Source organism: Saccharothrix variisporea (assembly GCF_003634995.1).
GTDB classification, from domain to species: Bacteria; Actinomycetota; Actinomycetes; order Mycobacteriales; family Pseudonocardiaceae; genus Actinosynnema; species Actinosynnema variisporeum.
Window position 1 is genome coordinate 7,312,562 of record NZ_RBXR01000001.1, and the last position, 23,554, is coordinate 7,336,115.

A 23,554-nucleotide genomic window follows, 5' to 3' on the forward strand; every position below is an offset into this window, starting at 1 on the left:
CCCGCCCGCGCAGGGGCGGGCGGGCCGGTGCGGCGTTGATCAGACGCCGGCGATGGACTGGATCCAGGAGCGGTAGCGCGTGACGTTGGTGTACGCGGTCGTCGTCTGGCGGTCGCTGGTGGACGCCACACCGATCTGCAGTCCGTTGTAGACCATCGGGCCGCCGGAGTCGCCGCCCGCGGTGATGCCGTTGCCGTAGCGGGCGCAGATCGCGCTGCCGCCGTAGGCGTCGGTGCACGCGCCGGACACGACGACGTTGGCCACCTTCAGGTACTGGGACTGGCAGTTGATCTCGGAGCCGCACCGGTAGGTCGCGCCCCACCCGTAGACCTGCACGGTGGTGCCGGCCGCCGGGGAGGAGGAGGCCAGCCGCGAGTAGGTCGCCGAGACGGAGCGGTCGAGCCGGACCAGCGCGAGGTCCGCCGAGTGGGTGTAGGTCTGCACGCCGTTGGCCAGCGTGCCGCCGCTGGTCTGGTCGAGGCTGCCGATCCGGAACGACAGCCCGCCACCGCTCACGCAGTGCTTGGCGGTCAGGATCCACGTGGGGGCGATGATGGTCGCGGTGCACGTCTGCCGGCCGTTGGAGAACAGCCGTGCCGCCCAGGGCGCGTTGGACGCGTAGCCGCCGCCGATGATGTACGGCGTGACCCCGCCGTCGGTCGCGGGTGCCGCCGAACCGGCGGGGGCCAGGGCGAGCAGGGACAGCAGAGCGGCTGCGAGCGCAGGGATCAACCTGGTGGGTCGCAAGGTTCCTCGATTCCGAAAGACACGCGATTTCTCGCGCACAGGGTGTCTTTGGTCGACATCGAGTATTACCAGCGAATAGGGTGAACCGGGACATACCGACTCGGTTATAGCGCGGCCTTACGACGCCGTTCGGTCGGACCCGGACGGAGGGGGCGCGAGTGCTGGTCGAGTTGGCGGTGGGTGACGCGTACGGCGCGGGTTTCGAGTACGCCGAACCGGATTTCGTGGCCGCCCACAACACTTTGCGCGGTTACGTCAGCCACCCGACGCACGGCCAGTTGCCCGGCGCGTACACCGACGACACGCAGATGACGTTGGCGTTGGCGGAACTGCTCGCCGACGGCGACCCGTGGACGCCCGAGCACATCGCCGAGCGGTTCGTGGACGCGTTCCACCGCGACCCGCGGCCCGGTTACGCGGGCGGTTTCCAGGCGTTCCTCGTCGGGGTGCGCACGGGCGCGGACTTCCTGGCCCGCATCCGGCCCCACAGCGACAAGAGCGGCGCGGCGATGCGGGTCGCACCGGTCGGCCTGCTGTCCACTGTGGACGAAGTGCTGCACCGCGCCGAGGTGCAGGCGCGCGTCACGCACGACACCCCGGACGGGATCGCGTCCGCGTCGGCCGCCGCGCTGGCCGTCCACTACTGCCGGCACGGGCTGGGGCCGGTGGCCGAGGTGGGCGCGTGGATCGCCGACCGGCTCGGGTCGCCGGTGTGGGCGCGGCCGTGGCAGGGGAAGGTCGGCTCGAAGGGCGTGATGAGCGTGCGGGCGGCGCTGACCGCGTTGGCCGGGCACGACTCGCAGAGCGAGGTGCTGCGCGCGTGCGTGGCGTTCACCGGCGACGTGGACACGGTGGCGACGATCGCCCTGGCCGCCGCGTCCTGGGTCTTGCCGAACGACCTGCCGCAAGTACTGCTCGACGACCTGGAGAACGGCACCTACGGCCGGGACCACCTCGCTCAGCTCGACGCGCGGCTCCGGGAGTGCGGATAACCACGTGAGCGGCCAGGTGATCACCGGTTAGGGTGAAAGGAGGCGCCTCGACCCCGGTGCGACTCCTCGACGCGGCACGACCGCGCACCCCTTGTTCCCGTCCACCGGAGGACCGCCTCATGCCTCGCAAGCTCGCCGTCGCCAGTTCGCCCGTCCGCGACCTGCTCGCCCTGGTCAACCGGCCCGAGGTGATCTCCTTCGCGGGCGGGCTGCCCGCGCCCGAGCTGTTCGACGTCGACGCACTGCGCGCGGCGTTCGACAAGGCCGTGTCCCGGCGCTCCCTCCAGTACGCGCCGACCGAGGGCGACCTGGACCTGCGCGGCCACGTCGCCGCCCGGCTCACCGCCCGCGGCCTGCCCACCGGTGCCGCCGACCTGCTCGTCACCACCGGCTCGCAGCAGGCGCTGACCCTGCTGGTCACGGCGTTGCTGGAGCCCGGCGCGGTGGTGGCGGTCGAGGAGCCGACGTACCTGGCGGCGCTCCAGGCGTTCCAGCTCGCGGGCGCGCGGGTCGTGCCGGTCGCGGGTGACGAGCACGGCATGGACCCCGCCGCGCTGGCCGAGGTGGTCGAGCGGGAGCGGCCCGAGCTGCTGTACCTGGTGCCGACCTTCGCCAACCCGACCGGCCGGACGCTGACCGCCGCGCGGCGGCGTGAGATCGCGGCGCTGGCCGACCGGCACGGGCTGTGGGTGGTGGAGGACGACCCGTACGGCGAGCTGCGCTACCGGGGCGAGCCGGAGCCGGCGCTGGCGACGTTCAGCGAGCGCGTGCTGTACCTGGGCAGCTTCTCCAAGATCGGCGCGCCCGGCCTGCGGCTGGGGTGGCTGCGCGCGCCCGCCGAGCTGCTGCGCACGCTGGTGATCGTCAAGCAGGCGGCCGACCTGCACACGTCCACCATCGACCAGGCCGCGGCGGCGGTGTACCTGGCCGACAACGACCTCGACGCGCACGTCCGCGGCCTGTGCGCCGCCTACCGCGAGCGACGGGACGCGATGCTGTCCGCCCTGCCCTCGGCGTTGCCCGAAGGCGCGCGGTGGAGCGACCCGGACGGCGGGATGTTCGTGTGGGTGACCCTGCCCGGCGACGTGGACACCGCCGAGCTGCTGCCCAAGGCGCTCGCCCAGGACGTGGCGTTCGTGCCGGGTGCGCCCTTCTTCGCCACGGTGCCGGACCGGTCCGCTTTGCGGCTGTCGTTCACCACCAACACGGTGGCCGACATCGCCGAGGGCGTGCGGAGGCTGGGCATCGCGCTGGGGTAGTCGTGCGTTCGCGGTGGTGGGTGGTGCACGCTTGACCCCGGCCCGGGTCCGGTTCGGTGGGAGGTCGGCGTGCGCATCCGCGTGCTGGTGGCCGACGAGTCGGGCCTGGAACGGGTGGCGCTGACGGCGTTGCTGCGGCTGGAGGGCGACCTCGACGTGGTGGCCTCGGCGGCGGACGGCGAGTCGACGGTGGCCGCCGCCGTGGCGCACACCCCGGACGTGGTGCTGGCCGGTCTCCTCGACGGCTTCGCGGTGGCCCGGGACCTGGCGCCGCTGCTGCCGTCGTGCGCGGTGGTCGTCCTGACCGGCACCGGCGTGCCCCACGCCCGGCAGGCCCTGGTGACGGGGGCGAAGGCGGTGCTGCCGAAGTCGTCCCCGTCCGGGGTGCTGGCGGACGTGGTGCGGCGGGTGCACGCCGGCGGGCGGTACCTGCACCCGGCGCTGGCGGCGGACGTGCTGGTGCCGGCACCGTGCCCGTTGACGCCACGCGAGTTGGAAGCCCTGCGCCTGGTCGCCTACGACACCCCGGTGGCGGAGGTCGCCGGGCGCATGGGCCTGTCGCCGGGGACGGTCCGCAACTACCTGTCGGCGGCCGTGACGAAGCTGGGGGCGGAGGGCACGGCGGGTGCGGTCGCCGCCGCCCGCGACAACGGCTGGCTGTGACCGCCCCCGGTCCGGGCCGTTCCGGGGAACCGGGCCGTGCGCTCTGACCTGCGCCGACCGGCCCCGGTGCGGTGGTGGCCGGTGAAGCGGGGACCTCGGCGACCCTACCTTCGGGCCCATGACCGGCCCGCAGCCCACCCCACAGCCCTACCCGCCGCACGACGTGCCGCCACCCCGGGTCCCGCCGCCCCAGACGCCGTCCCAGGCCGCGCCGCGCCAGACCCCGCCGCCCCAGGTACCGCCGCCCCAGACCCCGCCGCCGGCGTCGAAGGTGCGGCCGGTCGTGCTCGTCCTGGCACTCCTGGCCGTCCTGACCATGGGAGCCGCCGGCACGATGGCCGCCCTGTGGAACGACGCCCGCCAGGACCGGGAGAAGGCGTCCCAGGCCCTGGAGGACGCCACCCGCCAGGTGACCGACAAGCGCGCCGAACTCGCCGACACCCGCAAGTCGATCGACGAGACGGACGCGGACATCAAGTCCCTCGAAGCCCAGATCGCCGAGCTGCGCAAGTGCGGCGAACCGGCCAAGGACTCCATCATCGCGGCCCGGGACTCCAACCAGCCGGCCCTGGCCGCCGCGATCGACCGCGTGAGGGTGTACTGCCGATGAACCGAGCCCCGATCGTCGCCCTGTCCGCCGTGGCGGCCCTGTTCCTGGCCACGGCCGCCGTGTTCACCGTGCTCTACTTCGGCCAGCGCTCCGAGACCGACCGCCTGACCACCGCCCGCGCGACCGAGGAATCCACCGCGGCCGACGTGGCGCGCGAGCGGGAGGAAGCGGACCAGTCCCTGGAGGAGAAGCGTTCCCGGAAGTCCTCGCTGGACTCGCAGCAGAGCGTGCTGACCAAGTGCACCGAGGCGACCAAGGCCTACATGAAGCTGCCGGTCGGCGATTCGCCGGAGTCCAACCGCCTGTTCCAGATCATGTACGAGACGTGCCCGCTGATCTAGCTCTCCCGGGCCGCGCGGAAGCCGGCGAGGTAGGTGCGCAGGCCCCGGCGACCGTTGCGCATCATGAGTTCGTGGTTGGCCTTCAGCAGCGGTCGGGCGATCAGGGCCAGGCGGCGGACCAGCGGCTTCGTCACCTCGACCTCCTGGGTGTAGACCAGGCGGGTGCCGGTGCGGCCGTCGGGGAGGACGCGCCAGCTCGCGGTGCCCTCCAGGTCGCCCACCAGGTCCGCGCGCAGGAGGCCGGACGCGCGGTCCTCGGTGTTGTGGTGGGCCTCGAAGACCAGGTCGTAGGGCAGCGCGGACCGGCAGCGCAGCCGGGCCGCCCGGTCCCCGATCTGCTGGGCCACGCGGACCTCGGGCCACCACTTCGGGTAGCTGCCGAGGTCCGCGAGCACGTCGAACGTCTCGGGCGGCGGGTTGTCCACCGTCCAGACGCTGCGGAAGCGGTAGCGGTGCAGGGACACCGCGGTTACCCCGCCACCGCCGCGTCCGTGCCGAGCACCTCGCGCAGGAACTGGCCGGTGTAGCTCTGCTCGACCTCGGCCACGTCCTCCGGGGTGCCCTCGGCGACGACCGTGCCGCCGCCCGAGCCGCCCTCGGGGCCCATGTCGACCAGCCAGTCCGACACCTTGATCACGTCGAGGTTGTGCTCGATCACGATCACCGTGTTGCCCTTGTCCACCAGGCCGTTGATCACGCCCAGCAGCTTGCGGATGTCCTCGAAGTGCAAGCCCGTGGTCGGCTCGTCGAGGATGTACACCGTCTTGCCGGTGGACCGCTTCTGCAGCTCCGACGCCAGCTTCACGCGCTGCGCCTCGCCGCCGGACAGGGTGGGCGCGGGCTGGCCCAGCCGCACGTACCCGAGGCCGACGTCGACCAGGGTGCGCAGGTGGCGGTGGATGGCGTTGATCGGCTCGAAGAAGGTCGCGGCCTCCTCGATCGGCATGTCCAAGACCTCGGAGATGGTCTTGCCCTTGTAGTGCACTTCCAGCGTCTCGCGGTTGTACCGCGCGCCCTTGCACACCTCGCACGGGACGTAGACGTCCGGCAGGAAGTTCATCTCGATCTTGATCGTGCCGTCGCCGGCGCACGCCTCGCAGCGCCCGCCCTTGACGTTGAACGAGAACCGGCCCGGCTGGTAGCCGCGCACCTTCGCCTCGGTGGTGGCCGCGAACAGCTTGCGGATGTGGTCGAACACGCCCGTGTAGGTGGCCGGGTTGGACCGGGGTGTGCGGCCGATCGGCGACTGGTCGACCTGCACCAGCTTGTCCACCTGCTCCAGGCCCTTGACCCGGGTGTGGCGGCCCGGCACCTGGCGGGCGCCGTTGAGCTTGTTCGCCAGCACCGTGGCCAGGATGTCGTTGACCAGCGTGGACTTGCCCGAGCCGGACACGCCGGTGACCGACACCAGGCACCCCAGCGGGAAGGACACGTCGATGCCGCGCAGGTTGTGCTCGCGCGCGCCGACGACCGTGAGCTGGCGCTTCTTGTCGACCTTGCGCCTGCTCGTGGGCATCGGGATCTGCTTGCGGCCCGACAGGTAGTCGCCGGTGATCGACTTCTTGTTCTTCAGCAGCTCCTGGTACGGGCCGCTGTGCACGACCTGGCCGCCGTGCTCGCCCGCGCCCGGACCGATGTCGACCACCCAGTCCGACGTGCGGATGGTGTCCTCGTCGTGCTCGACCACGATGAGCGTGTTGCCCAGGTCGCGCAGCCGGGTCAGGGTCTCGATCAGGCGGTGGTTGTCGCGCTGGTGCAAGCCGATGGACGGCTCGTCCAGCACGTACAGCACGCCGACCAGGCCGGACCCGATCTGCGTGGCCAACCGGATGCGCTGCGCCTCACCACCCGACAGCGTGGCGGACGCCCGGTCGAGGGACAGGTAGTTGAGGCCGACGTCGAGCAGGAAGTGCAGGCGGGCCTGGATCTCCTTGAGCACCGCGCCCGCGATCAGCGCCTCGCGCTTGCCCAGCTTGAGCCCGTCGAGGAACTCCGAGCACTCCTGCACCGACATGGCGCAGACCTCGGCGATGGACTTGTCGCCCTTGCGGCCGTGGTGCAGCGTGACGGCCAGGATCTCCGGCTTGAGGCGGGTGCCCTGGCACACCGGGCACGGCACCTCCCGCATGTAGCCCTCGTACTTCTCCCGCATGTACTCGGACTCGGTCTGCTCCTGGCGGCGCTCCAGGAACGGGATCACGCCCTCGTAGTTGGCGTAGTAGGAGCGCTCGCGGCCGTACCGGTTCTTGTAGCGGACGTTCACCTGCTCCGGCACGCCGTGCAGGATCGCCTTCTGCGCCTTGGCGGGCAGCTGCCGCCACGGGGTGTCCATGCGGAACCCGATGGTCAGCGCCAGCGCCTCCAGCAGGCGGGCGAAGTACTCGGCGGTCTGGCCGGTGGCCCACGGTGCGATCGCGCCCTCGGACAGCGACAGCTCGTCGTCCGGGACGACCAGCTCCGGGTCGACCTCCTTGCGCACGCCGATGCCGGTGCACGTGGGGCAGGCGCCGTAGGGGGAGTTGAACGAGAACGACCGCGGCTCCAGGTCCTCGATCGCCAGCGGGTGGCCGTTGGGGCAGGCCAGGTTCTCGGAGAAGCCGCGCACGCGGCCCGGGTCGTTCTCCGGGACGTCGACGAACTCCAGCTCCACCAGGCCGTCCGCCAGGCGCAGCGCGGTCTCCACCGAGTCGGTGAGCCGCTGCTTGGCGCTCGCCTTGACGGTCAGGCGGTCGATCACCACCGCGATGTGGTGCTTCTCCTGCTTCTTGAGCTTGGGCACCTCGCCCAGCGCGTAGACCACGCCGTCCACCTTCGCGCGCGAGTAGCCCTGCGACTGGAGCGTGGAGAACAGGTCGAGGTACTCGCCCTTGCGGCCCCGGATGACCGGTGCGAGCACCTGGAACTTGGTGCCCTGCTCCATGGCCAGGACCTGGTCCACGATCTGCTGCGGCGTCTGCTTGGAGATGGCCTCGCCGCAGGTGGGGCAGTGCGGCTTGCCCGCGCGGGCGTAGAGCAGGCGCAGGTAGTCGTAGACCTCGGTGATCGTGCCGACCGTGGAGCGCGGGTTGCGGCTGGTCGACTTCTGGTCGATCGACACCGCCGGCGACAGACCCTCGATGAAGTCGACGTCGGGCTTGTCCATCTGCCCGAGGAACTGGCGCGCGTAGGCCGACAGCGACTCGACGTACCGGCGCTGCCCCTCGGCGAAGATCGTGTCGAAGGCCAGGCTGGACTTGCCCGAGCCGGACAGCCCGGTGAACACGATGAGGCTGTCCCTCGGCAGGTCGAGGTCCACCCCTCGCAGGTTGTGCTCGCGTGCGCCGCGTACGACGAGGCGGTCAGCCACGACGGTTCCCTTCGGTATTCGGCCATCCCCCGAACAGACGTTCGAAAAGCGTACTGGACCACCTCGACAGGCCTGTCGGGGAGGGCGCGTCCCATGCTAGGGGCGAGCACCGACAAAAACGGGTGGGTCCCACCGCGATCGTGCGCCAACGGCTCTACCGGTCGGTAGCGATCGCCCCTACGCTGGCACGATAGGCCATTCGGCCGCAGACGTCGGGGATGAGGTGCCCATGAGCTTCGCTGATGCCGCCCAGGTCCGATCCGCCGAGACGAGCGTACCCGCGCCGCGCGAGCAGTCGCCCGCCGCGCAGGACGCCGTCGCCGGCCTCGTCGAGGTGGAACGGGCGACACAGGCGCTCTACGAGGTCGTGGACGGCCTCGACCACGCGTTCTTGCGCGGACCGAGCCGGTTGCCGGGTTGGAGCCGGGCGCACGTCGTGACGCATCTCGCACGCAACGCCGACGCGCTGGTCAACCTGCTGACGTGGGCGAAGACCGGCGTCGAGCACCCGATGTACCCGAGCGCCGCCGACCGCGACGCCGACATCGAGGAGGGCGCGGGCCGCCCGCCGCAACTGCTGCGGGCCGACCTGGACGCGGCCTGCCAGCGCTTCGCCGCCGCCGCCCACGCCCTGCCCGCCACCGCGTGGGAGGCCGAGGTCGTGCACCCGCGCACCGGGGTGTTCCTGGCCCACCGGGTGCCGTGGCTGCGGCTGCGGGAGCTATGGTTCCACCTGGTCGACCTCGACGCCGGCGTCGACTTCGGCGACCTGCCCGACCACCTGCTGGAGGCGTTCGTGGACGACGCGGTCGGGCAGTACGCCGACCGCGCCGACGTGCCGGACGTGCGCGTGGAGGTCACCCTGCCCGAGGGCCGTCAGCGCAGCTGGGAGCTGACCGCGACCAGCGGTCCGACGGTCAGCGGGTCGGCGGCGGACGTGCTCGGGTGGCTGACCGGCCGCCACAGCGGCGCGCTGCTGAACGGCACCGCGCCCACGCTGCCCAGGTGGCTCTGAGCGGAGTGCAGGCGGGCGGCCAGCACCAGCGTCACCACGGCGGGTCGGTGGCTGGCGGTGAGCGCCCGGAACGCGGGTTTCTCCACGAGCGCGGTCAGCAGCCACCCGAGCACCACGGCCGTGCCCAGGAAGACCGCGAGCTCCGCGACCGGCCCGAACCGGGCGACTCCCGCCATGGCCACGTACCCGATCTCCTGGTGCACCAGGTAGACGCCGTAGGAGATGCCCGCCAGCCACTTGACCGGCCGGCGCAGGAACCGGACCGGGGCGATGTCCCAGTCCGGCCCCTTCGCGCACGCGGCCACGCCCAGTAGGAGGACGCCGAGCGCCACGGTGGAGGTGACGTTCGCGCTGTGCACGGCTTGCGCGGTCAGGGCGGCGAGCAGGAGCGCGGCGAGGTGCTTGGTGCCGAGCCGGTCCTTCGACCACAACCAGATGCCCACTCCCGCGGCGAACAACTGGCCGCGGTGCAGGCCGAAGCCGTCGTAGAGGGTCCGGATGGCGCCGGGCTCGACGGTCCACACGCGCAGCACCAAGGGCGCTGCGACCAACGTCCAGAGCAAGACCTTGAGCTTGGTCCCCCGCACCCGCGAGGCCAGCACCGCGCCCGCGACGAACCCCGTGACCTGGACGGGCAGGGTCCAGTAGGAGAAGTCGACCAGGCGGGCGCCGGGGAACCAGTTCTGCAGCATCAGGGCGTTGACCAGCAGATCACCCGGTTGGAGCTGACTCCACCCGTCCGGGGCGACCCGCGTGAGGATGACGTACGTGCACACCGCCGCCACCACGTAGGCGGGGACCAGGCGGGCGAGGCGGTTGCGCAGAAAGCGAGCGGGTTCGCCCTTGGCCAGGGAGGCGCAGGCGAAGAAAGCGGAGATGACGACCAGCGTGCTGGCGCCCATCTCCAGGGAGACGGTGAACAGCGGGGGACTGAGTTCGGGGTGCACGGACGGACCGGCGTGAGTGGCGTGCTGGAGCAGGACGGCCAGCACCGCCAGGACGCGCAGGACGTCCCAGTTGATCCGGCGAGGAGAAGGCACGAGGCTGAGGTACCCAGTTCAGTGCGTAATCAAATGACATCGTCTTGACAGGCTTGATCGTTACTAAGCCTATTGGAGCAACCTGTACGCGCCCTGAAGGGTGCCCTTTGGGCTACCGTCGGCGCTCGTGGACGTACTTGACGACTACACGGGACACGTCGACCCGAACGGCCCCGCCGCCCGCCGCACGCTGGGCGAACTGACGATCACCAAGCTCAGCGTGGGTGCGATGGACAACAACACCTACCTGCTGGTGTGCCGTGCGACCAACGAGGCCCTGCTGATCGACGCGGCAGCCGACCCGACCCGCATCTCGGACCTGGTGGGCCACACCCTGGAACGCCCACGCCTGAAAACCGTCGTCACCACCCACCGCCACCAGGACCACTGGGGCGCCCTGGGCGCGGTCGCGGGTGCCAACGGCTCGAACACGGTGGCGCACGAGCTGGACGCGCCGGTCCTGCCGATCCCGCCGGACCAGCTGGTGTCCCACGGCGACACGGTGATGGTCGGCCGGGTGCCTCTTTCGGTGATCCACTTGCGCGGCCACACGCCGGGGTCGATCGCCCTGCTCTACCGGTCGGCGTCGGAGGGGGCGCACTTGTTCACCGGCGACTCGCTGTTCCCGGGCGGGGTGGGGCGGACGACGTCGCCGGAGGACTTCACGTCGTTGTTCACGGACGTGAAGGAGCGGATCTTCGACGTGCTGCCGGACGACACGTGGTTCTACCCGGGCCACGGCGACGACTCGACGCTGGGCAAGGAACGCCCTCACCTGGACGAGTGGCGCGCCCGCGGCTGGTGAGCGCGGTGCTCAGATGCCGGCTTGGTCGAAGCGTTCGATGAGGCTGGGTTTGCGCGCATGCGTGGCCCGGAGCGCCATCGCGCGTGACGTGAACGTGTCGTAGGTGTTCTCGCGTCCGGCGAGCGCGCGGAGATCGGTGAGCAGGGCGACAGCGGCGTCGTAGTCGGCCGGTTTCCGGGTGTCGATCAGCGCGTCGACCCGCGACCACGCCGCGTCTCCCTCGCGCGCCAGCTCGTCCAGCCGCCGTTGGAAGGCCAGGGCCCGCTCCCGCTGCCGGTGGGCCTCTTCCGCGGCGCGCTCGGCCTCCAGCCGCCGCTCGCGGTCGGCTCGTCGGCGTGCCGCGTCGTCGAGCAGTTCGCCCACGGTGCGAGTGGCCGGGGCGGGGACTCTCGGGGTGGTGTCGTCGCGAAAACGGCGCAGCAGTTCCATGCGCACGTGCGTCGCCTCGCCCCGGACGACCCGTTCGAGGATGCGGTCCTTCTCGGTGACTGGCAGGCCCAGGACCCAGGCGGTGAGCCCTTCGGCGTCGTCCGTGGGGGTGTCGAGCGGTGGGCTGGCCTCGGCCGCGGTCGCGAGCAGGTCGTCGTCCAGGCGCAGGAAGCGGGCCAGTGCCCGTTGTGGCGCGGTGAGCGTGCCCAGGCCGGGTGGGATCGGGGGTTCGACGTCGTCGTCGGCTTCGCGGTCGAAGGCGTCCTCGTCGCGCTCCCAGACCCCGTAGGCGGCGAGCCAGGCCAGGTAGAGCGGGCGCAGGTCGCCGGCGGCGAGTTCGGTGCGGACGCCGACGATCTCGGACAGCAACGTGTCCGGGTCGTGGTCGAAGTCGAAGTCGCCGGCCTCGTCCTCGTTGACGAAGTCGAGCACGACGAACTCGTCCGCGGTCCAGGCGCTCACCTGGTTTCCCACGCAGTACGCGTCGACGACCTCGGGGGCGAGCAGGCTGCTCGGCAGGCGGAACATCACCCGGTGGGTGCCCCAGTTCGCCACGTACAGGTGCGCGTCGTAATGGCGCTCCATCAAGCTGTCGACGTCACCTTTGAAATCGCCCCAGTGGTACTCGTTGACGAAGCTGGTGTCCGTGATCGTCGCGCGGGTGGACAGAGACCGGACCTCGGCCTGCTGGGCCGCGTCGAGAGGTCGGTCGATCGCCACGAATTCGTAGTACTGGTACTCGCTCACTGCCCGTCCAGTTCACCGGCTCGGCGGAGAGGGTTCCGCTCGGAAGCTCGTATCGTTCCCGAAGTGGAAGGACAGGTGCCCCTCGATCTCGGCGTCGCCGACGAGGAACGCCCAACCACGTCCGCTCACCTCGTCACCTTCGTCGGAGCCCGCCCAGGTGAACTCGACGCCGGCACGGCCGTCCCGCTCGGCCGGGCGGCAGTCCAACTCCCCGCGGACGACGATGAAACCGAGTTCGCCGGCACCGTCCTCGGTGAACTCGATGAACCCCGGCTCGACGAGGTCGATGGCATCGCGGTCCCACTCGCTCATCGCCATGATCCGCCACCGACCGGTTATCGCACCGGATATCTTCGCTCGCCCGGCCATGAGACACCTCATCAGGGAGCGCGGTCTGGGGGACACCTCCCATCACGGGCGTCAGCGTAGCCACCGCCGCGACCGCGCAGCGCACGAAGGCGGACCTCCTTGGCCGCGGGATTTCAGGCCGAATCGGGTTGTTGGTCGTCATCGTCGTAGGGGATGACGACGAAGCCCTCAGCCCATTGGTCCTCGTCGACCGGGTATCTGCTGATCTCGAAGCAGTCCGGCTCGTCGATGAAGCCCGGCGTCGCCCGTGCGCGCTCGATGCGGTCACGGGCGCGCGGCCTCGTGGAGTAGACGCCCAGCAGTTTCACGTTGTCGCCCTCCTCCTCGTTGATGACCAGCTCGCCGGACTCGTCGAAGTGGTCGGCGGAGCCGTCGGGGTATCGGGCGTGGCGGACGTGCCAGAGCAGGAAGACTTCCACGGGTGCTCCAGGTCACGCGGTGACGGTGAAGAGGGTGTAGCCGTAGGTGATCTCGTTCCGCCCCGGGTGGTCCGCCAGCCACTCGTCCACCACGTCCGGCGGGAACTCGATGCGCAGCACCGACTCCAACTCGGCCGCGTCCCGGCAGCGCCAGGACGACATCACCTCCGTGCGGCGGGCGCCTCGGGCGTGCCACCACTCGTCGGTTGTGTCGGCGGTGCCCTGGGCGGTGGCCCAGGAGGAGCGGGTGAGGAGGGCGCCGAACTCGCCGTGGCGCCAGTCGTTGTCGATGACGACCAGGTGGCCGCCGGGCTTGAGCACGCGCAGGGCCTCCTGCAGGCCCGGTTCGCAGTCGGGTGGGAAGAAGTAGGCGAAGCGGGCGTGGATGACGTCTACCGAGGCGTCGTCCAAAGGGAGGTGTTCGGCGGAGCCGGCCAGGACGGGGGTGGTGACGCGGGTGGTGGCGAGGGCGCGCAGGTCTGGGTCGGGTTCTACGCCGATGACCGTCGTGCCGGGGTCGGCGGCGTAGTGGGGGAGCCAGAAGCCGGTGCCGCAGCCCAGGTCCACGATCGTGCGGCCGGCCCAGTCCGCCTCGGCGCGCAGCGCCCGCCACAGCACGCCGGTCGGGTCGATGGCCTCGTTCTCCCGCTCGTACACGTCCGGGTGGTCGGCGATGTTCGGGGCGCGGGCGAAGTCGGGGAACATGAGCCGGGATTCTCGTCCGAGCATGTCGAAATCGGCGACCGGGTTTCTACTCGTCCACAGAGGAGAAGGGACGAACCGATGACCGACCCGCGTGTGGACGACTACATCGAAGCCCTGCCCGAGTGGCAGCAGGACATCTGCCGGCGCGTGCGCGCCCTGGTGCACGAAGCCGACCCGGAGATCGAGGAGACGATCAAGTTCACCAACCGCCCGTACTTCGTCCTCCAGGGCAACGTCTGCGCCCTCCAGGCCACCAAGGACCACGTGAACGTCTTCCTGTACGACGGCGGCCTGGCCCCGGACCCGGACGGCATCATCACCGCCGGCCACGGCAACAAGACCGGCCGCATGATCTCGATCTACCGCGACGACCCGATCAACGCCCCGGCCCTGGTCACCCTGCTGCGCCACATCGTCGCGGACAACCGGGCGGGCGGGTGGCGGAAGATCAAGAAGGCGGCATCCGGGTGATCGGGACCCGACGGGGCCGACTGTAACGCCGTTACCGGCTACCTTTGTGACGCGTGGGATTGAGCGCGCACGCATGGCGGCAGGTCCAGCGGCAGGCGGGTGAACTGGTCTCGCGGGCCTGGCCTGGCGCGGACCCGGTGTGGCGGCGGGTGCTGACCGCCCTCGTGGCCCAGACGGCGGACGGCTGGCGCGTGCTGGCCCGTCGGGACACCGCGCGCCGGGACCGGGCGGACGTCTTCCTGGTCGGCGTCAACGGCGTCACCGCGGTGGCAGTCGGCGGGCTGGACGACGGCACGCACGCGGTCCGGCACGCCGAGGAGGCGTGTGCGGGCATCCGGGGAGCGCAAGGGGAGGTGCTGGCGGGCAGCGCGATCCACTACGCCGTGGTCGCGGGTGACGCGCCGGACCCGTTCGCGCGGCTGACCGAGGCCGACGTGCCCCGCCTGTTCCGCCGCGACAACGCCCACCTCACCCGCGCGCAGGTGAAGGCGATCGCCGCCCACCTCGAACGCCGGCTGAAGGGGTACAAGGACCTGAGCGTCCAGGCGGCCGGGCGCGCGTCCGACGCGCCGGGCCTGCTGGAGGTCGCCGACGTGGCCGAGGACCAGCTCGCCGCCGCCCGGCAGCGGCCGTTCGAGTCGTGGCTGACGTTCCTGCACCCGCACCAGCAGGCCGTGGTGACGCGGCGGTACAACGGTCCGGCGCGGATCAGCGGTCCGGCCGGCACCGGCAAGACCGTCGTGGCCCTGCACCGGTTGCGCCACCTCGCCCGCCGCACCACGGGACCGCTGCTGTTCACCACCTTCGTCCGCACCCTGCCGCGCGTCCACCGGTCCACCTTCGCCCGGTTCGCACCGGAGCTGGTCGACCGCGTGGAGTTCACCAACCTGCACTCGTGGGCCCGCGACCTGCTCGACGCCCGGGGCAAGCCGTTCCCCGTCGACGCCCGCGCCGCGCACACCCAGTTCAACCGTGCGTGGACGGTGCATCGCGACGCCCTGGCCGAGCTGGAGCCCAACCCCGCGTACTGGCACACCGAAATCGACCGCGTGATCAAAGGACGTGGGCTGGAGACGTTCGAGGAGTACGCCGCCGTGGTGCGCAAGGGACGCCGGGTGCGGTTGGACGTGGGCCAGAAGCGCAAGGTCTGGCAGCTCTACGAGACCTACCAGCGGTTCCTGCGCGAGCGCGGCGCCCACGACCACAACGACCTGGTCGCCGCCGCTCTCCACGAGGTGCGCGAGGAACGCCCCCGGTACGCGGCGGTGGTCGTGGACGAGGTCCAGGACATCACGCTGACCGGCCTGCGGCTGCTGCGCGAGCTCGCGGGTGACGTCCCGGACGGGTTGCTGCTGGTCGGGGACGGTCAGCAGCAGGTCTACACCGGCGGGTGGCGGCTGTCCGACGCGGGCATCCCGGTGCAGGGGCGGGGCGAGGTGCTGCGGGTGAACTACCGCAACCGGGAGCGGGTCCTGGCCTTCGCGCGCGACTTCGACGCGGACAACGCGGTGGACGACCTGGACGGCGCGGCCGGCGTCACCCTGCGCGAGGCGGAGGTCGCGTCGCCCGGCGGCCAGACCAAGCGGTGGTCGGGGACGGGGGCGGAGCTGCCGGAGGCGCTGGCGAAGGCCGTGCGCGAACTGCCCGTGCCCCTGGGTCAGGCGGCCGTGATCACCTTTTCCAACACCGCCGCCCACACCTGCGCCCGGCTGCTGCGGGAGGCGGGGATCGAGGTGTGTGCTCTGGAGGACTTCGACGGCGGGTCCGACCACCGGCTGAAGGTGGGCACCGTCCACCGCGCCAAGGGGCTGGACTTCCAGGGCGTGCTGGTGGTGGAGGTGTCCCGGGGCGAGGTGCCCGCCGAGCAGGCCGAGCTCCTGGCCCGCCAGCGCCTGGTGGCCGCGACGCGGGCGCGGGACCACCTGTGGTGGGGCGAGGTGCGGGAGTAGGTATCGTGCCGGCGTGGGTGAGGGCGTGGTCGAGATCTACACCGACGGGGCGTGCAGCGGGAACCCCGGACCCGGTGGGTGGGGTGCCGTGCTGCGGTACGGGCAGCACGAGAAGGACCTGCACGGGGGCGATCCCGGGCCGACCACGAACAACCGCATGGAGTTGATGGCCCCGATCAGGGCGCTCGAAAGCCTGACCCGGCCCTCGGTCGTGCGGATCTACACCGACAGCACGTACGTGCGCAACGGCGTCACGTCGTGGATGGCGAAGTGGAAGCGCAACGGCTGGATGACCTCCGCCAAGCAGCCGGTGAAGAACGCCGACCTGTGGCGGCGCCTGGACGAGGCCGCCGCGCCCCACGAGGTCGAGTGGCACTGGGTGAAGGGGCACGCCGGGCACGTCGACAACGAGCGCGCGGACCGGCTGGCCGTGCTCGGGGTGCAGGAAGCGCGGTCCGGGGCCTGAGGCTCAGCCCAGGTGGCGGACCAGCCGCGCGAGTTGTTCCGCGTAGTGCTCGGTGAACTCCGGTGACGCCGGGTCCTGGCCGGTGATCCGCCGCGCCATCTGGGGCATGAAGATCGTGGCGCTGGCGGCCGCGGTGATGGCGAGCAGGAACGCCGCCGGGTCGACGTCCGCCGGGATCTCGCCCTCGGCCTGACGTCGGCGCACGTCCTCGACCTGGGCCTTGAAGTACTCCGTCTCGCCCTGGTCGGGCGGGGAGTCCTCTTCGGTCACGTTCGTCCACACCAGCAGCCGGGCCCAGTCGCGGTGGGTCGCCGTGCTCAGGGCGAACCGGCGGACGACCTCGGCCATCGGGCCGTCCCGCAGCACGTCCGCGTGCTGGAGCCACTGGCCGGTGATCTCCTTGAACAGGCCTTCCTTGCCGCCGAAGTAGTACGAGATCAGCTGCTTGTTGACGCCCGCCCGCTCGGCGATCGCGCTGACCCGGGCCGCGGCGAAGCCCTTCGCGCCGAACTCGGCGACCGCCGCCTCGATGATGCGCGCCTTCGTGCGCTCGGGGTCGCGCTTGCGTTCGTCGGTGTCGGGGGAGCGGCGTGGCACGTCGGCAACGGTAGCCGAAGACCAGTTTCAAACGTACGGTTGACTTAATCATCCGCATGGATGATAGTTGTCCCATGAGCATCCACGTTGCAGTGATCGGTGGCGGTGTCGGCGGGCTGGCCTTGGCCCAGGGCCTCAAGAAGGCCGGTGTCGAGGTCTCGGTGCACGAGCGCGACCGCACGCCCACCGACCGCATCCAGGGGTACCGCCTGCACATCGACCCGCACGGGTCCCAGGCGCTGCACGACTGCCTCCCGCCCCACCTGTGGGAGAAGTTCGTCGCCACGGCCGGGTACGCCGCGGGCTTCGGGTTCGTCGACGACCGGCTCACGCCGCTGCTGACCCTCGACGTCCCGCAGGCCGCGCCCGAGCGCGCCCACCACTCGGTCAGCCGCATCACCCTCCGCGAGATCCTGCTCGACGGCTTGGACGTCGACTTCGACCGCCGCTTCACCCGCTACGAGCACGTGGACGGCCGGATCACCGCGCACTTCGCCGACGGCTCCACGGTTCGCTGCGACGTCCTGGTCGGCGCGGACGGCGCGAACTCCGCCGTGCGCGCCCAGTACCTGCCGCACGCGCGCCGGGTCGACACGGGCATCAGTGCGGTGGCGGGCAAGCTGCCGCTCAACCCGGACACGCGGGCGTGGCTGTCGCGGCAGATGCTGGACAACCCGCTGTCGATCATCCCGCGCAGCGCGGCGGGCATGTTCCTGGCGCCGCACGTCCTCGACGGCGAGGGCTACCTGATGTGGGCTTACGCGGCGGACGGCCTCGACACCTCGGGCGACCTCAAGGAGGTTGTCGCGCAAGCGATTGCGGACTGGCACCCGGACCTGCGGCGCATGGTCGCCGAGACGCCCGAGGCCGAGGTCGCGCACTGGCCCATCCGCACGTCGGAGCCGGTCCCGCCGTGGAAGACCACGACGGTGACCCTGCTGGGCGATGCCATCCACAGCATGACCCCCATGCGCGGCATCGGCGCCAACACCGCCCTGCGGGACGCGAGGTTGTTGTGCAACAACCTGCTCGACCGCGCGCCGCTGGACGCGATCGCCGACTACGAGCGGCAGATGCGGGACTACGGCTTCGCGGCGGTGAAGGGGTCGCTGCGCGCCGCCCACCAGTTCGTGTCCGGCAACCGGGCGGGCAAGGTCGCGTTCAAGTCGGTGCTGCGGTTGTTCCAGGCCGTGCCGCCGCTGAAGCGGGTGGCGTTCCGCGAGCCCGCGGTGGACTGAAGATCGGGGTGAACCGCCTCGGGTCGCCATCCGTGTGGGTGGCAGTCGGTCGCCGAAGCGATCACCTCAAGGAGGTTCACCATGATCCGCACTCGTGCGGCTGTGTTCGGGGCTCTTGTCGGGATGGCGTTGCTCGCCGCCTGCGGTCAGCCCGCGCAACCCGGAACCGCTGTGCCGCAAGCACTTCAGGCCCCGCAAGAAGGTGCGAAAGCCCAGGAACCGGAGCTCGCGACGGCCGTGGTGCCGAGCCTCGGCACCGTGCTCACCGATGGCAGCGGGTTGACGCTCTACCGGTTCGACAAGGACACCGCGAGTCCGTCAGTGTCCAATTGCGACGGTGACTGTGCCGAGAAGTGGCCACCCGCCGTGGCGCAGGGCGGAGAGGTGCAGATCGCCGGTGTCGAGGACAAGCTCGTCAACACCATCGAACGCGCAGATGGCACCCGACAGATCACGGTTGGTGGTTGGCCGATGTACCACTTCGCGCAGGACAAGGAACCCGGCGACGCCAAGGGGCAAGGCGTCGGCGGCACGTGGTTCGTGGCAGCGCCGGACGGCAAGAAGGCGCAGCAGGCGGCCAGTGGCCTGGCGCTGACCACGGCGTCCGTGGGCAACCTCGGCACCGTGCTGACCGACAAGGACGGCATGACCCTGTACCGCTTCGACAAGGACTCCGCCAAGCCGCCGACCTCGAACTGCGATGGCGACTGCGCGAAGAAGTGGCCGCCGCTGCTGGTCGAGTCGGAGAACTTCGAGGTGCAGGGCGTGGACAAGGCGCTGGTCGGCACGGTCGCCCGCAAGGACGGCACCAAGCAGGTCACGGTCGGCGGTCGGCCGCTGTACCTGTTCGCCGAGGACAAGGTGTGCGGCGAGGCCAAGGGCCACGGCGTCGGCGGCGTCTGGTTCGCGGCCAAGCCGGACGGTTCGAAGGCCTGACGGTTCGAAGGCCTCCAGGAGATGCCGGTGCCCCCGCGGGCACCGGCTCCCCGGCTACACCACCAGGCTCAACAGGGCCGCCACCGCGAACCCGACCACGGACAGGATCGTCTCCAGCACCGTCCACGTCTGGAGGGTTTCCTTGACCGACAACCCGAAGTACCGCGACACGATCCAGAACCCGCCGTCGTTGACGTGCGAGGCGATGATCGACCCGGCCGCGATCGCCATGACCACCAGCGCCAACTGCGGCTGTGAGTACCCGAGGTCGCCCACCACCGGCGCCACGATCCCGGTCGTCGTCACGATCGCCACCGTCGCCGACCCCTGCGCGATCCGCATCCCGCAACTGATCACGTAGGACAGTGCGATCACCGGCAACCCCAAGTCGGACAGCTCGGTCGCCAGCACCTTGCCGACACCGGTCGCCGACAGCACCGCGCCGAAGAACCCGCCCGCGCCGACCACCAGCAGGATCATCGCCACCGGCCGCAGCGACGCCCCGGACAGCTCCCCGATCTGCTGCCGCGTCATCCCGCGCCGCAACCCCAGCAGCCAGAACGCCAGCAGCACCGCGATGGTCAGCGCCACGGCGGGCGTGCCGAAGAACGTGAACACCCCGTACAGCACGGAACCCTTGGCCAGCAGGATGGAGCCGAACGTGCCCGCCAGGATCAGCACCAACGGCACCGCGATGATCCCCAGCACCAACGACAGCGGCGGCTCACCCCGACCCTCCTCGGCGCGCACCTTCTCCGCAGCGGCCAGCATCTCCTCCGGCACCGGCACGACGATCCGCTTGCCGACCCACGCCGAGAAGATGACACCACCGATGAGCCACGCCGGGATCGCCACGGCCAGCGCCATGATGATGATCCAGCCCAACGACACCTTCAGCAGACCGGCGGCGGCCACGGGACCGGGGTGCGGCGGCATGAACGCGTGCATCACCGACAGTCCGGCCAGCAACGGCATCGCGTACAGCACGATCGACCGGCCCGACCGCTTCGCCGCCACGTACACCAGCGGCGCCAGCACGAAGATGCCGATGTCGAAGAACACCGGCACACCGAAGATCAACCCGGCCAGGCCCATCGCCAGCGGCGCGCGCTTCTCCCCGAACGACCGCAGCAGCGTCCGCGTCAGCACCTCCGCGCCGCCGGACGCCTCCAGGATCGCCCCGAGCAGCGTCCCGAGCCCGATGATCGCGGCGACGTGGCCGAGGATGCCGCCGAACCCGTTCTCCAGCAGCGACCCGGACGCCTTCTGCGCCGACCCCACCAGCTGCTCCACCGGCAACCCGGCGGCCAGCGCCGCCAGCAGGCCGACCACCAGCAGCGCGATGAAGGGCTCCACCTTCACCTTGATGATCAGCACCAGCAGCAGGGCGATGCTGAGCGCGGACAGCGTGAACAGCCCGCCGGTGGAATGCTGCAACCAGTCGATCATGCGCGGCTCCGGGTGTTTCGCAGGGAGTGTCCGGGCAGGGCGTCCGTGCGCCTGCCGGCGTCGACCACGGGGACCCCGTTGACGACGACGTGCGGGATGCCCGCGGCGGCCTGCCGGGGCTGGTCGAAGGTCGCGGTGTCGGCGACCTCGTGCGGGTCGAACAGGACCAGGTCGGCGGCGTAGCCGGGTCGCACCAGCCCTCGGTCGGTCAGGCGCAAGCGTTGGGCGGCACGTCCGGTCAGGTGCGCGACGCACTCCTCCAGGCTCAGCACGCCCAGCTCGCGCACGTACCGCGCGAGGTAGCGGGGGAACGTGCCCCACGCGCGCGGGTGCGGCCGGTCGCCGACTAGGAGTCCGTCGCTGCCGCCGGTGTGCGCGGGGTGGCGCATGATCGCCTGCACGTTCTCCTCGTGGCCGACGTGCATCAGGCACGACGTGCCCAGGCGTTCGGACACCAACGTGTCGAAGTACAGCTCGGCCGGCGCTCGACCCGTCTCCCGAGCGGACTGGGCCACCGACTTGCCGACCAGGTGCGTGTTCTCGGCCTTGCGGACGCCGTTGATCTCGATGGTGTCCCAGTCGACCGGCACGCCGTGGCAGCCGTCCGAACCGATCTCCTCGATCTCGACGCGGATGCGTTCGCGCGTCTCGGGGTCGGTCAGCCTCTGGAGGGTTTTCTCGGGACCGCCTTCGCTGCTCCAGCTCGGCAGCAGGGCGGACAGGTAGGTCGCGCCCGGCAGGTACGGGTAGGTGTCGAGGGTGACGTCCGCGCCCGCCGCGATGGCGTCGTCCAGCAGGGCCAGCAGCTCGCCCGCGCGACCCCGGTTGACCTCGAAGTTCATGGTGGCGTGCGCGAGGTGCAAGGGACAGCCCGACTGGCGGGAGACCTCCACCATCTCCGAGTACGCCTCCAGCGCGCCCGCGCCGTAGCTGCGGTGGTGCGGGCTGTAGTAGCCGCCCAGCTCGGCCACGACCCGGCACAGCGCGGTCAACTCGGCCGAGTCGGCGTACATGCCGGGGGTGTAGGTGAGGCCCGACGACATGCCGACCGCGCCCTGGTGCAAGGACTCGGCGAGGACTTGGCGCATCCGGTCCAGTTCGGACTCGGTGGCCGGCCGGTCGTCCCAGCCGACGCACAGCATCCGCAAGGTGCCCTGGGGGACCAGGTAGGCGGCGTTGACGGCGATGCCCCGGTCGAGCCGGTCCAGGTACTCGCCGACCGTGCGCCAGTTCCAGTCGAAGCCCGCCGGGTCGTCGTTCCAGCCCGCGAGCTGGGCGCGCAGGGCGGCGAGGACGTCGTCGTCCACCGGGGCGTAGGACAACCCGTCCTGGCCGATGACCTCGGTGGTCACGCCCTGGGACACCTTGGCCAGGTGCTCGGGGTTGGCGAGCACCTGGATGTCGGAGTGGGAGTGCATGTCGATGAACCCGGGCGCGAGCACCAGCCCGTCCGCGTCAACCCGCCTTTTCGCCGACACCTTCCCGATCTCGGCGATCCGACCGTTGGCGACGCCCACGTCCGCCCGGTAGCCGGGCGCGCCCGTGCCGTCCACGACGAGCGCGCCCTTGTAGACGATGTCCACGTCGCCGGTCCCCTCTCAGAAGTAGGTGCGCACGAGGTCGACGACGGTGGTGCCGTCGACCACCGGGAGCAGTTGCCACTTGTCGAACACCGTGCAGGGGTGGGACAGGCCGAAGCCCACCCAGTCGCCGACCTCGACCGACTCGCCGGCGGGGAGGGACAGGAAGGTGTGCTGGTCGTTGAGTGCGGTGACCTCGCCCTTGAGCGGGCGGACGCCGTCGCGGGTGCGGACGACCTGCGGCTCGGGCAGGCCCTCGTCGAAGGACGCGTCCCGCTTGCCCATGGTCAGCAGCGCGAGACCGGGTTCCGGGCGGGAGGTCACCTGCGCCCACGCCTTCAGCGCCGGCCGGAACGGGTCCTCGCCCGGGGTGCGGGCGAGCGGGGAGATGCCGCGGTAGAAGCCGTCGTCGTGGGTGATGTACGCGCCGCTGCGCAGCATCGGCCGGACCGGGAACGGCCACGGCCGGGTGAGCACGGTGGCCACCTGGTCGAAGTACGCGCTGCCGCCGGCGGTGACGATCGGGTCCTCGACCTCGAACAGGTCGTGGATGCCGATGGCGAGCACGCGGAGGTTGTCCAGGTAGGCGTCGATCGTCGCCCGTGAGTCGTCGGTGGCGTCGTGCGCCAGCGCGCCCTCGTAGCCGCCGACGCCCACCAGCCGCAGGGCGGGGCTCCGCGCGGCGGCCTTGGCGACCTCGATGGCGGTCGGCAGGTCGCGTGCGCCGGTGCGTCCGTTGGCGGCACCGAGCTCGACGAGCACGTCCACCGGTCGGGTGGGCCTGCCGAGGGCTTCGGTCATGCGCTCGACGCCCGCGACGGAGTCCACCCAACAGGTGAATTCGAAGTCCGGGTGCCGGGCGAGTTCGTCGGCGACCCAGCGCAGGCCCGCGGGGTCCACGAGCTGGTTGGCCAGCAGGACCGTGCGGACCCCGAACGCCCGGTAGACGCGCAGCTGGCTGGTGTTGGCGGCGGTGATGCCCCACGAGCCGTGGTCCAACTGGCGGGCGAACAGCTGCGGTGCCATGGTCGTCTTGCCGTGCGGGGCCAGGAGTACGCCGTGCCTGGCGCACCAGGCGGCCATGGTCGCCAGGTTGTGCTCCAGGGCGTTGGCGTCCAGCACGACCAGCGGTCCGACGAAGCCGTCAGCGAACAGGTCGAGCCTCCGTCCGACGACCTCGGCCACGGTCAGGCCGAAGGTGTCGGCGGGCAGGCCCTTGAACCGCCAGTCGATCCGCTCGTCGCGGAGGGCGGCGACGGCGTCCCGGTCGATGTCCACGTGTCTCGCTCCTCACGTTGCATATTTCGCAACGGCTATTGCGCGATGTGATGCCGAGATGTGTAACATTCGCCTGCCGCCTCGTCAATGAACTCCGGAGGAC

At 71.1% G+C, this 23,554-nt stretch carries 23 protein-coding genes and 1 pseudogene; 12 read left to right on the plus strand and 12 right to left on the minus strand.

What is annotated here, in order from left to right:
• Positions 1–39: 39 nt before the first annotated feature.
• The gene (locus DFJ66_RS33470) at positions 40–747 is read right to left on the minus strand and encodes a S1 family peptidase (RefSeq protein ID WP_121227239.1); all 708 of its coding nucleotides are present in this window, start codon (positions 745–747) and stop codon (positions 40–42) included.
• A 158-nt stretch (positions 748–905) separates the two neighbouring features.
• On the opposite strand from DFJ66_RS33470, the gene DFJ66_RS33475 reads away from it, so the two are divergent.
• The 5 genes from DFJ66_RS33475 to DFJ66_RS33495 all read left to right on the plus strand — a co-directional run bounded on the left by DFJ66_RS33475 (position 906) and on the right by DFJ66_RS33495 (position 4,612).
• On the plus strand, positions 906–1,739 hold the full coding sequence (locus tag DFJ66_RS33475) for an ADP-ribosylglycohydrolase family protein (RefSeq protein ID WP_121227241.1): 834 nt from the start codon (positions 906–908) through the stop codon (positions 1,737–1,739).
• A 119-nt stretch (positions 1,740–1,858) separates the two neighbouring features.
• Entirely contained in the window at positions 1,859–2,998 is a 1,140-nt protein-coding gene (locus DFJ66_RS33480; RefSeq protein ID WP_121227243.1) for an aminotransferase-like domain-containing protein, read from the plus strand.
• Positions 2,999–3,067: 69 nt separating this feature from the next.
• On the plus strand, positions 3,068–3,661 hold the full coding sequence (locus DFJ66_RS33485; protein ID WP_246029999.1) for a response regulator transcription factor: 594 nt from the start codon (positions 3,068–3,070) through the stop codon (positions 3,659–3,661).
• Between the two features lie 118 nt (positions 3,662–3,779).
• Positions 3,780–4,271, plus strand: coding sequence for a hypothetical protein (locus DFJ66_RS43100; protein WP_170199037.1), 492 nt, complete (start codon positions 3,780–3,782; stop codon positions 4,269–4,271).
• Complete coding sequence (locus DFJ66_RS33495) at positions 4,268–4,612, plus strand: hypothetical protein (RefSeq protein WP_121227245.1); 345 nt, start codon at positions 4,268–4,270, stop codon at positions 4,610–4,612. The genes DFJ66_RS43100 and DFJ66_RS33495 overlap by 4 nt, the downstream gene beginning before the upstream one ends.
• On the opposite strand, the gene DFJ66_RS33500 is transcribed toward DFJ66_RS33495, so the two are convergent.
• Both DFJ66_RS33500 and uvrA read right to left on the minus strand, forming a co-directional pair.
• On the minus strand, positions 4,609–5,076 hold the full coding sequence (locus DFJ66_RS33500) for an SRPBCC family protein (RefSeq protein WP_121227247.1): 468 nt from the start codon (positions 5,074–5,076) through the stop codon (positions 4,609–4,611). The genes DFJ66_RS33495 and DFJ66_RS33500 overlap by 4 nt on opposite strands.
• A gap of 5 nt (positions 5,077–5,081) precedes the next feature.
• Positions 5,082–7,958, minus strand: a complete 2,877-nt coding sequence (gene uvrA, locus DFJ66_RS33505) for an excinuclease ABC subunit UvrA (protein WP_121227249.1) — start codon at positions 7,956–7,958, stop codon at positions 5,082–5,084.
• A 229-nt stretch (positions 7,959–8,187) separates the two neighbouring features.
• Between uvrA and DFJ66_RS33510 the strand changes: the two genes are divergently transcribed.
• Positions 8,188–8,973, plus strand: a complete 786-nt coding sequence (locus tag DFJ66_RS33510) for a maleylpyruvate isomerase family mycothiol-dependent enzyme (RefSeq protein ID WP_121227251.1) — start codon at positions 8,188–8,190, stop codon at positions 8,971–8,973.
• Between the two features lie 104 nt (positions 8,974–9,077).
• On the opposite strand, the pseudogene DFJ66_RS44590 reads toward DFJ66_RS33510, so the two are convergent.
• Positions 9,078–10,013, minus strand: a pseudogene (locus DFJ66_RS44590) (acyltransferase family protein); the annotation flags it as partial.
• 127 nt (positions 10,014–10,140) lie between these two features.
• Here DFJ66_RS44590 and DFJ66_RS33520 point away from each other — a divergent pair.
• On the plus strand, positions 10,141–10,818 hold the full coding sequence (locus tag DFJ66_RS33520; RefSeq protein ID WP_121227255.1) for an MBL fold metallo-hydrolase: 678 nt from the start codon (positions 10,141–10,143) through the stop codon (positions 10,816–10,818).
• Between the two features lie 9 nt (positions 10,819–10,827).
• Here the strand turns inward: DFJ66_RS33520 and DFJ66_RS33525 are convergent, their stop codons facing one another.
• From DFJ66_RS33525 to DFJ66_RS33540, 4 genes are all read right to left on the minus strand, one after another.
• Entirely contained in the window at positions 10,828–11,994 is a 1,167-nt protein-coding gene (locus DFJ66_RS33525) for a hypothetical protein (protein ID WP_121227257.1), read from the minus strand.
• A gap of 12 nt (positions 11,995–12,006) precedes the next feature.
• Entirely contained in the window at positions 12,007–12,306 is a 300-nt protein-coding gene (locus tag DFJ66_RS33530) for a hypothetical protein (RefSeq protein WP_246030000.1), read from the minus strand.
• A 170-nt stretch (positions 12,307–12,476) separates the two neighbouring features.
• Entirely contained in the window at positions 12,477–12,782 is a 306-nt protein-coding gene (locus DFJ66_RS33535; protein WP_121227259.1) for a DUF7336 domain-containing protein, read from the minus strand.
• 12 nt (positions 12,783–12,794) lie between these two features.
• Complete coding sequence (locus tag DFJ66_RS33540; RefSeq protein WP_170199814.1) at positions 12,795–13,487, minus strand: class I SAM-dependent methyltransferase; 693 nt, start codon at positions 13,485–13,487, stop codon at positions 12,795–12,797.
• A gap of 78 nt (positions 13,488–13,565) precedes the next feature.
• Here DFJ66_RS33540 and DFJ66_RS33545 point away from each other — a divergent pair, with 78 nt between their 5' ends.
• Genes DFJ66_RS33545 through rnhA form a run of 3 tightly spaced genes read left to right on the plus strand, consistent with a single transcriptional unit; the run spans position 13,566 to position 16,373 of the window.
• Entirely contained in the window at positions 13,566–13,958 is a 393-nt protein-coding gene (locus DFJ66_RS33545) for a DUF1801 domain-containing protein (protein ID WP_121227263.1), read from the plus strand.
• A gap of 53 nt (positions 13,959–14,011) precedes the next feature.
• On the plus strand, positions 14,012–15,907 hold the full coding sequence (locus tag DFJ66_RS33550) for a UvrD-helicase domain-containing protein (protein ID WP_121227265.1): 1,896 nt from the start codon (positions 14,012–14,014) through the stop codon (positions 15,905–15,907).
• 13 nt (positions 15,908–15,920) lie between these two features.
• Positions 15,921–16,373 carry a ribonuclease HI gene (gene rnhA / locus DFJ66_RS33555; protein ID WP_170199816.1) on the plus strand — a complete coding sequence of 151 codons (453 nt, stop codon included), beginning with the start codon at positions 15,921–15,923 and terminating at the stop codon, positions 16,371–16,373.
• Positions 16,374–16,376: 3 nt separating this feature from the next.
• Here the strand turns inward: rnhA and DFJ66_RS33560 are convergent, their stop codons facing one another.
• Complete coding sequence (locus tag DFJ66_RS33560) at positions 16,377–16,970, minus strand: TetR/AcrR family transcriptional regulator (protein ID WP_121227267.1); 594 nt, start codon at positions 16,968–16,970, stop codon at positions 16,377–16,379.
• Between the two features lie 74 nt (positions 16,971–17,044).
• Between DFJ66_RS33560 and DFJ66_RS33565 the strand changes: the two genes are divergently transcribed.
• Together DFJ66_RS33565 and DFJ66_RS33570 are read left to right on the plus strand one after the other, a co-directional pair.
• Positions 17,045–18,208, plus strand: a complete 1,164-nt coding sequence (locus DFJ66_RS33565) for an FAD-dependent oxidoreductase (protein ID WP_121227269.1) — start codon at positions 17,045–17,047, stop codon at positions 18,206–18,208.
• Between the two features lie 81 nt (positions 18,209–18,289).
• The gene (locus tag DFJ66_RS33570) at positions 18,290–19,144 is read left to right on the plus strand and encodes a hypothetical protein (protein ID WP_121227273.1); all 855 of its coding nucleotides are present in this window, start codon (positions 18,290–18,292) and stop codon (positions 19,142–19,144) included.
• A 54-nt stretch (positions 19,145–19,198) separates the two neighbouring features.
• Here the strand turns inward: DFJ66_RS33570 and DFJ66_RS33575 are convergent, their stop codons facing one another.
• From DFJ66_RS33575 to DFJ66_RS33585, 3 genes are read right to left on the minus strand one after another with little or no spacing between them, the layout of a single operon-like run.
• Positions 19,199–20,593: a GntP family permease gene (locus DFJ66_RS33575; RefSeq protein ID WP_121227274.1), complete on the minus strand. Its 1,395-nt coding sequence runs from the start codon at positions 20,591–20,593 to the stop codon at positions 19,199–19,201.
• Positions 20,590–22,176: an N-acyl-D-amino-acid deacylase family protein gene (locus DFJ66_RS33580; protein ID WP_121227276.1), complete on the minus strand. Its 1,587-nt coding sequence runs from the start codon at positions 22,174–22,176 to the stop codon at positions 20,590–20,592. The genes DFJ66_RS33575 and DFJ66_RS33580 overlap by 4 nt, the downstream gene beginning before the upstream one ends.
• 15 nt (positions 22,177–22,191) lie before the next feature.
• Positions 22,192–23,451, minus strand: a complete 1,260-nt coding sequence (locus tag DFJ66_RS33585) for an amino acid deaminase (RefSeq protein ID WP_121227278.1) — start codon at positions 23,449–23,451, stop codon at positions 22,192–22,194.
• Positions 23,452–23,554: the final 103 nt, after the last annotated feature.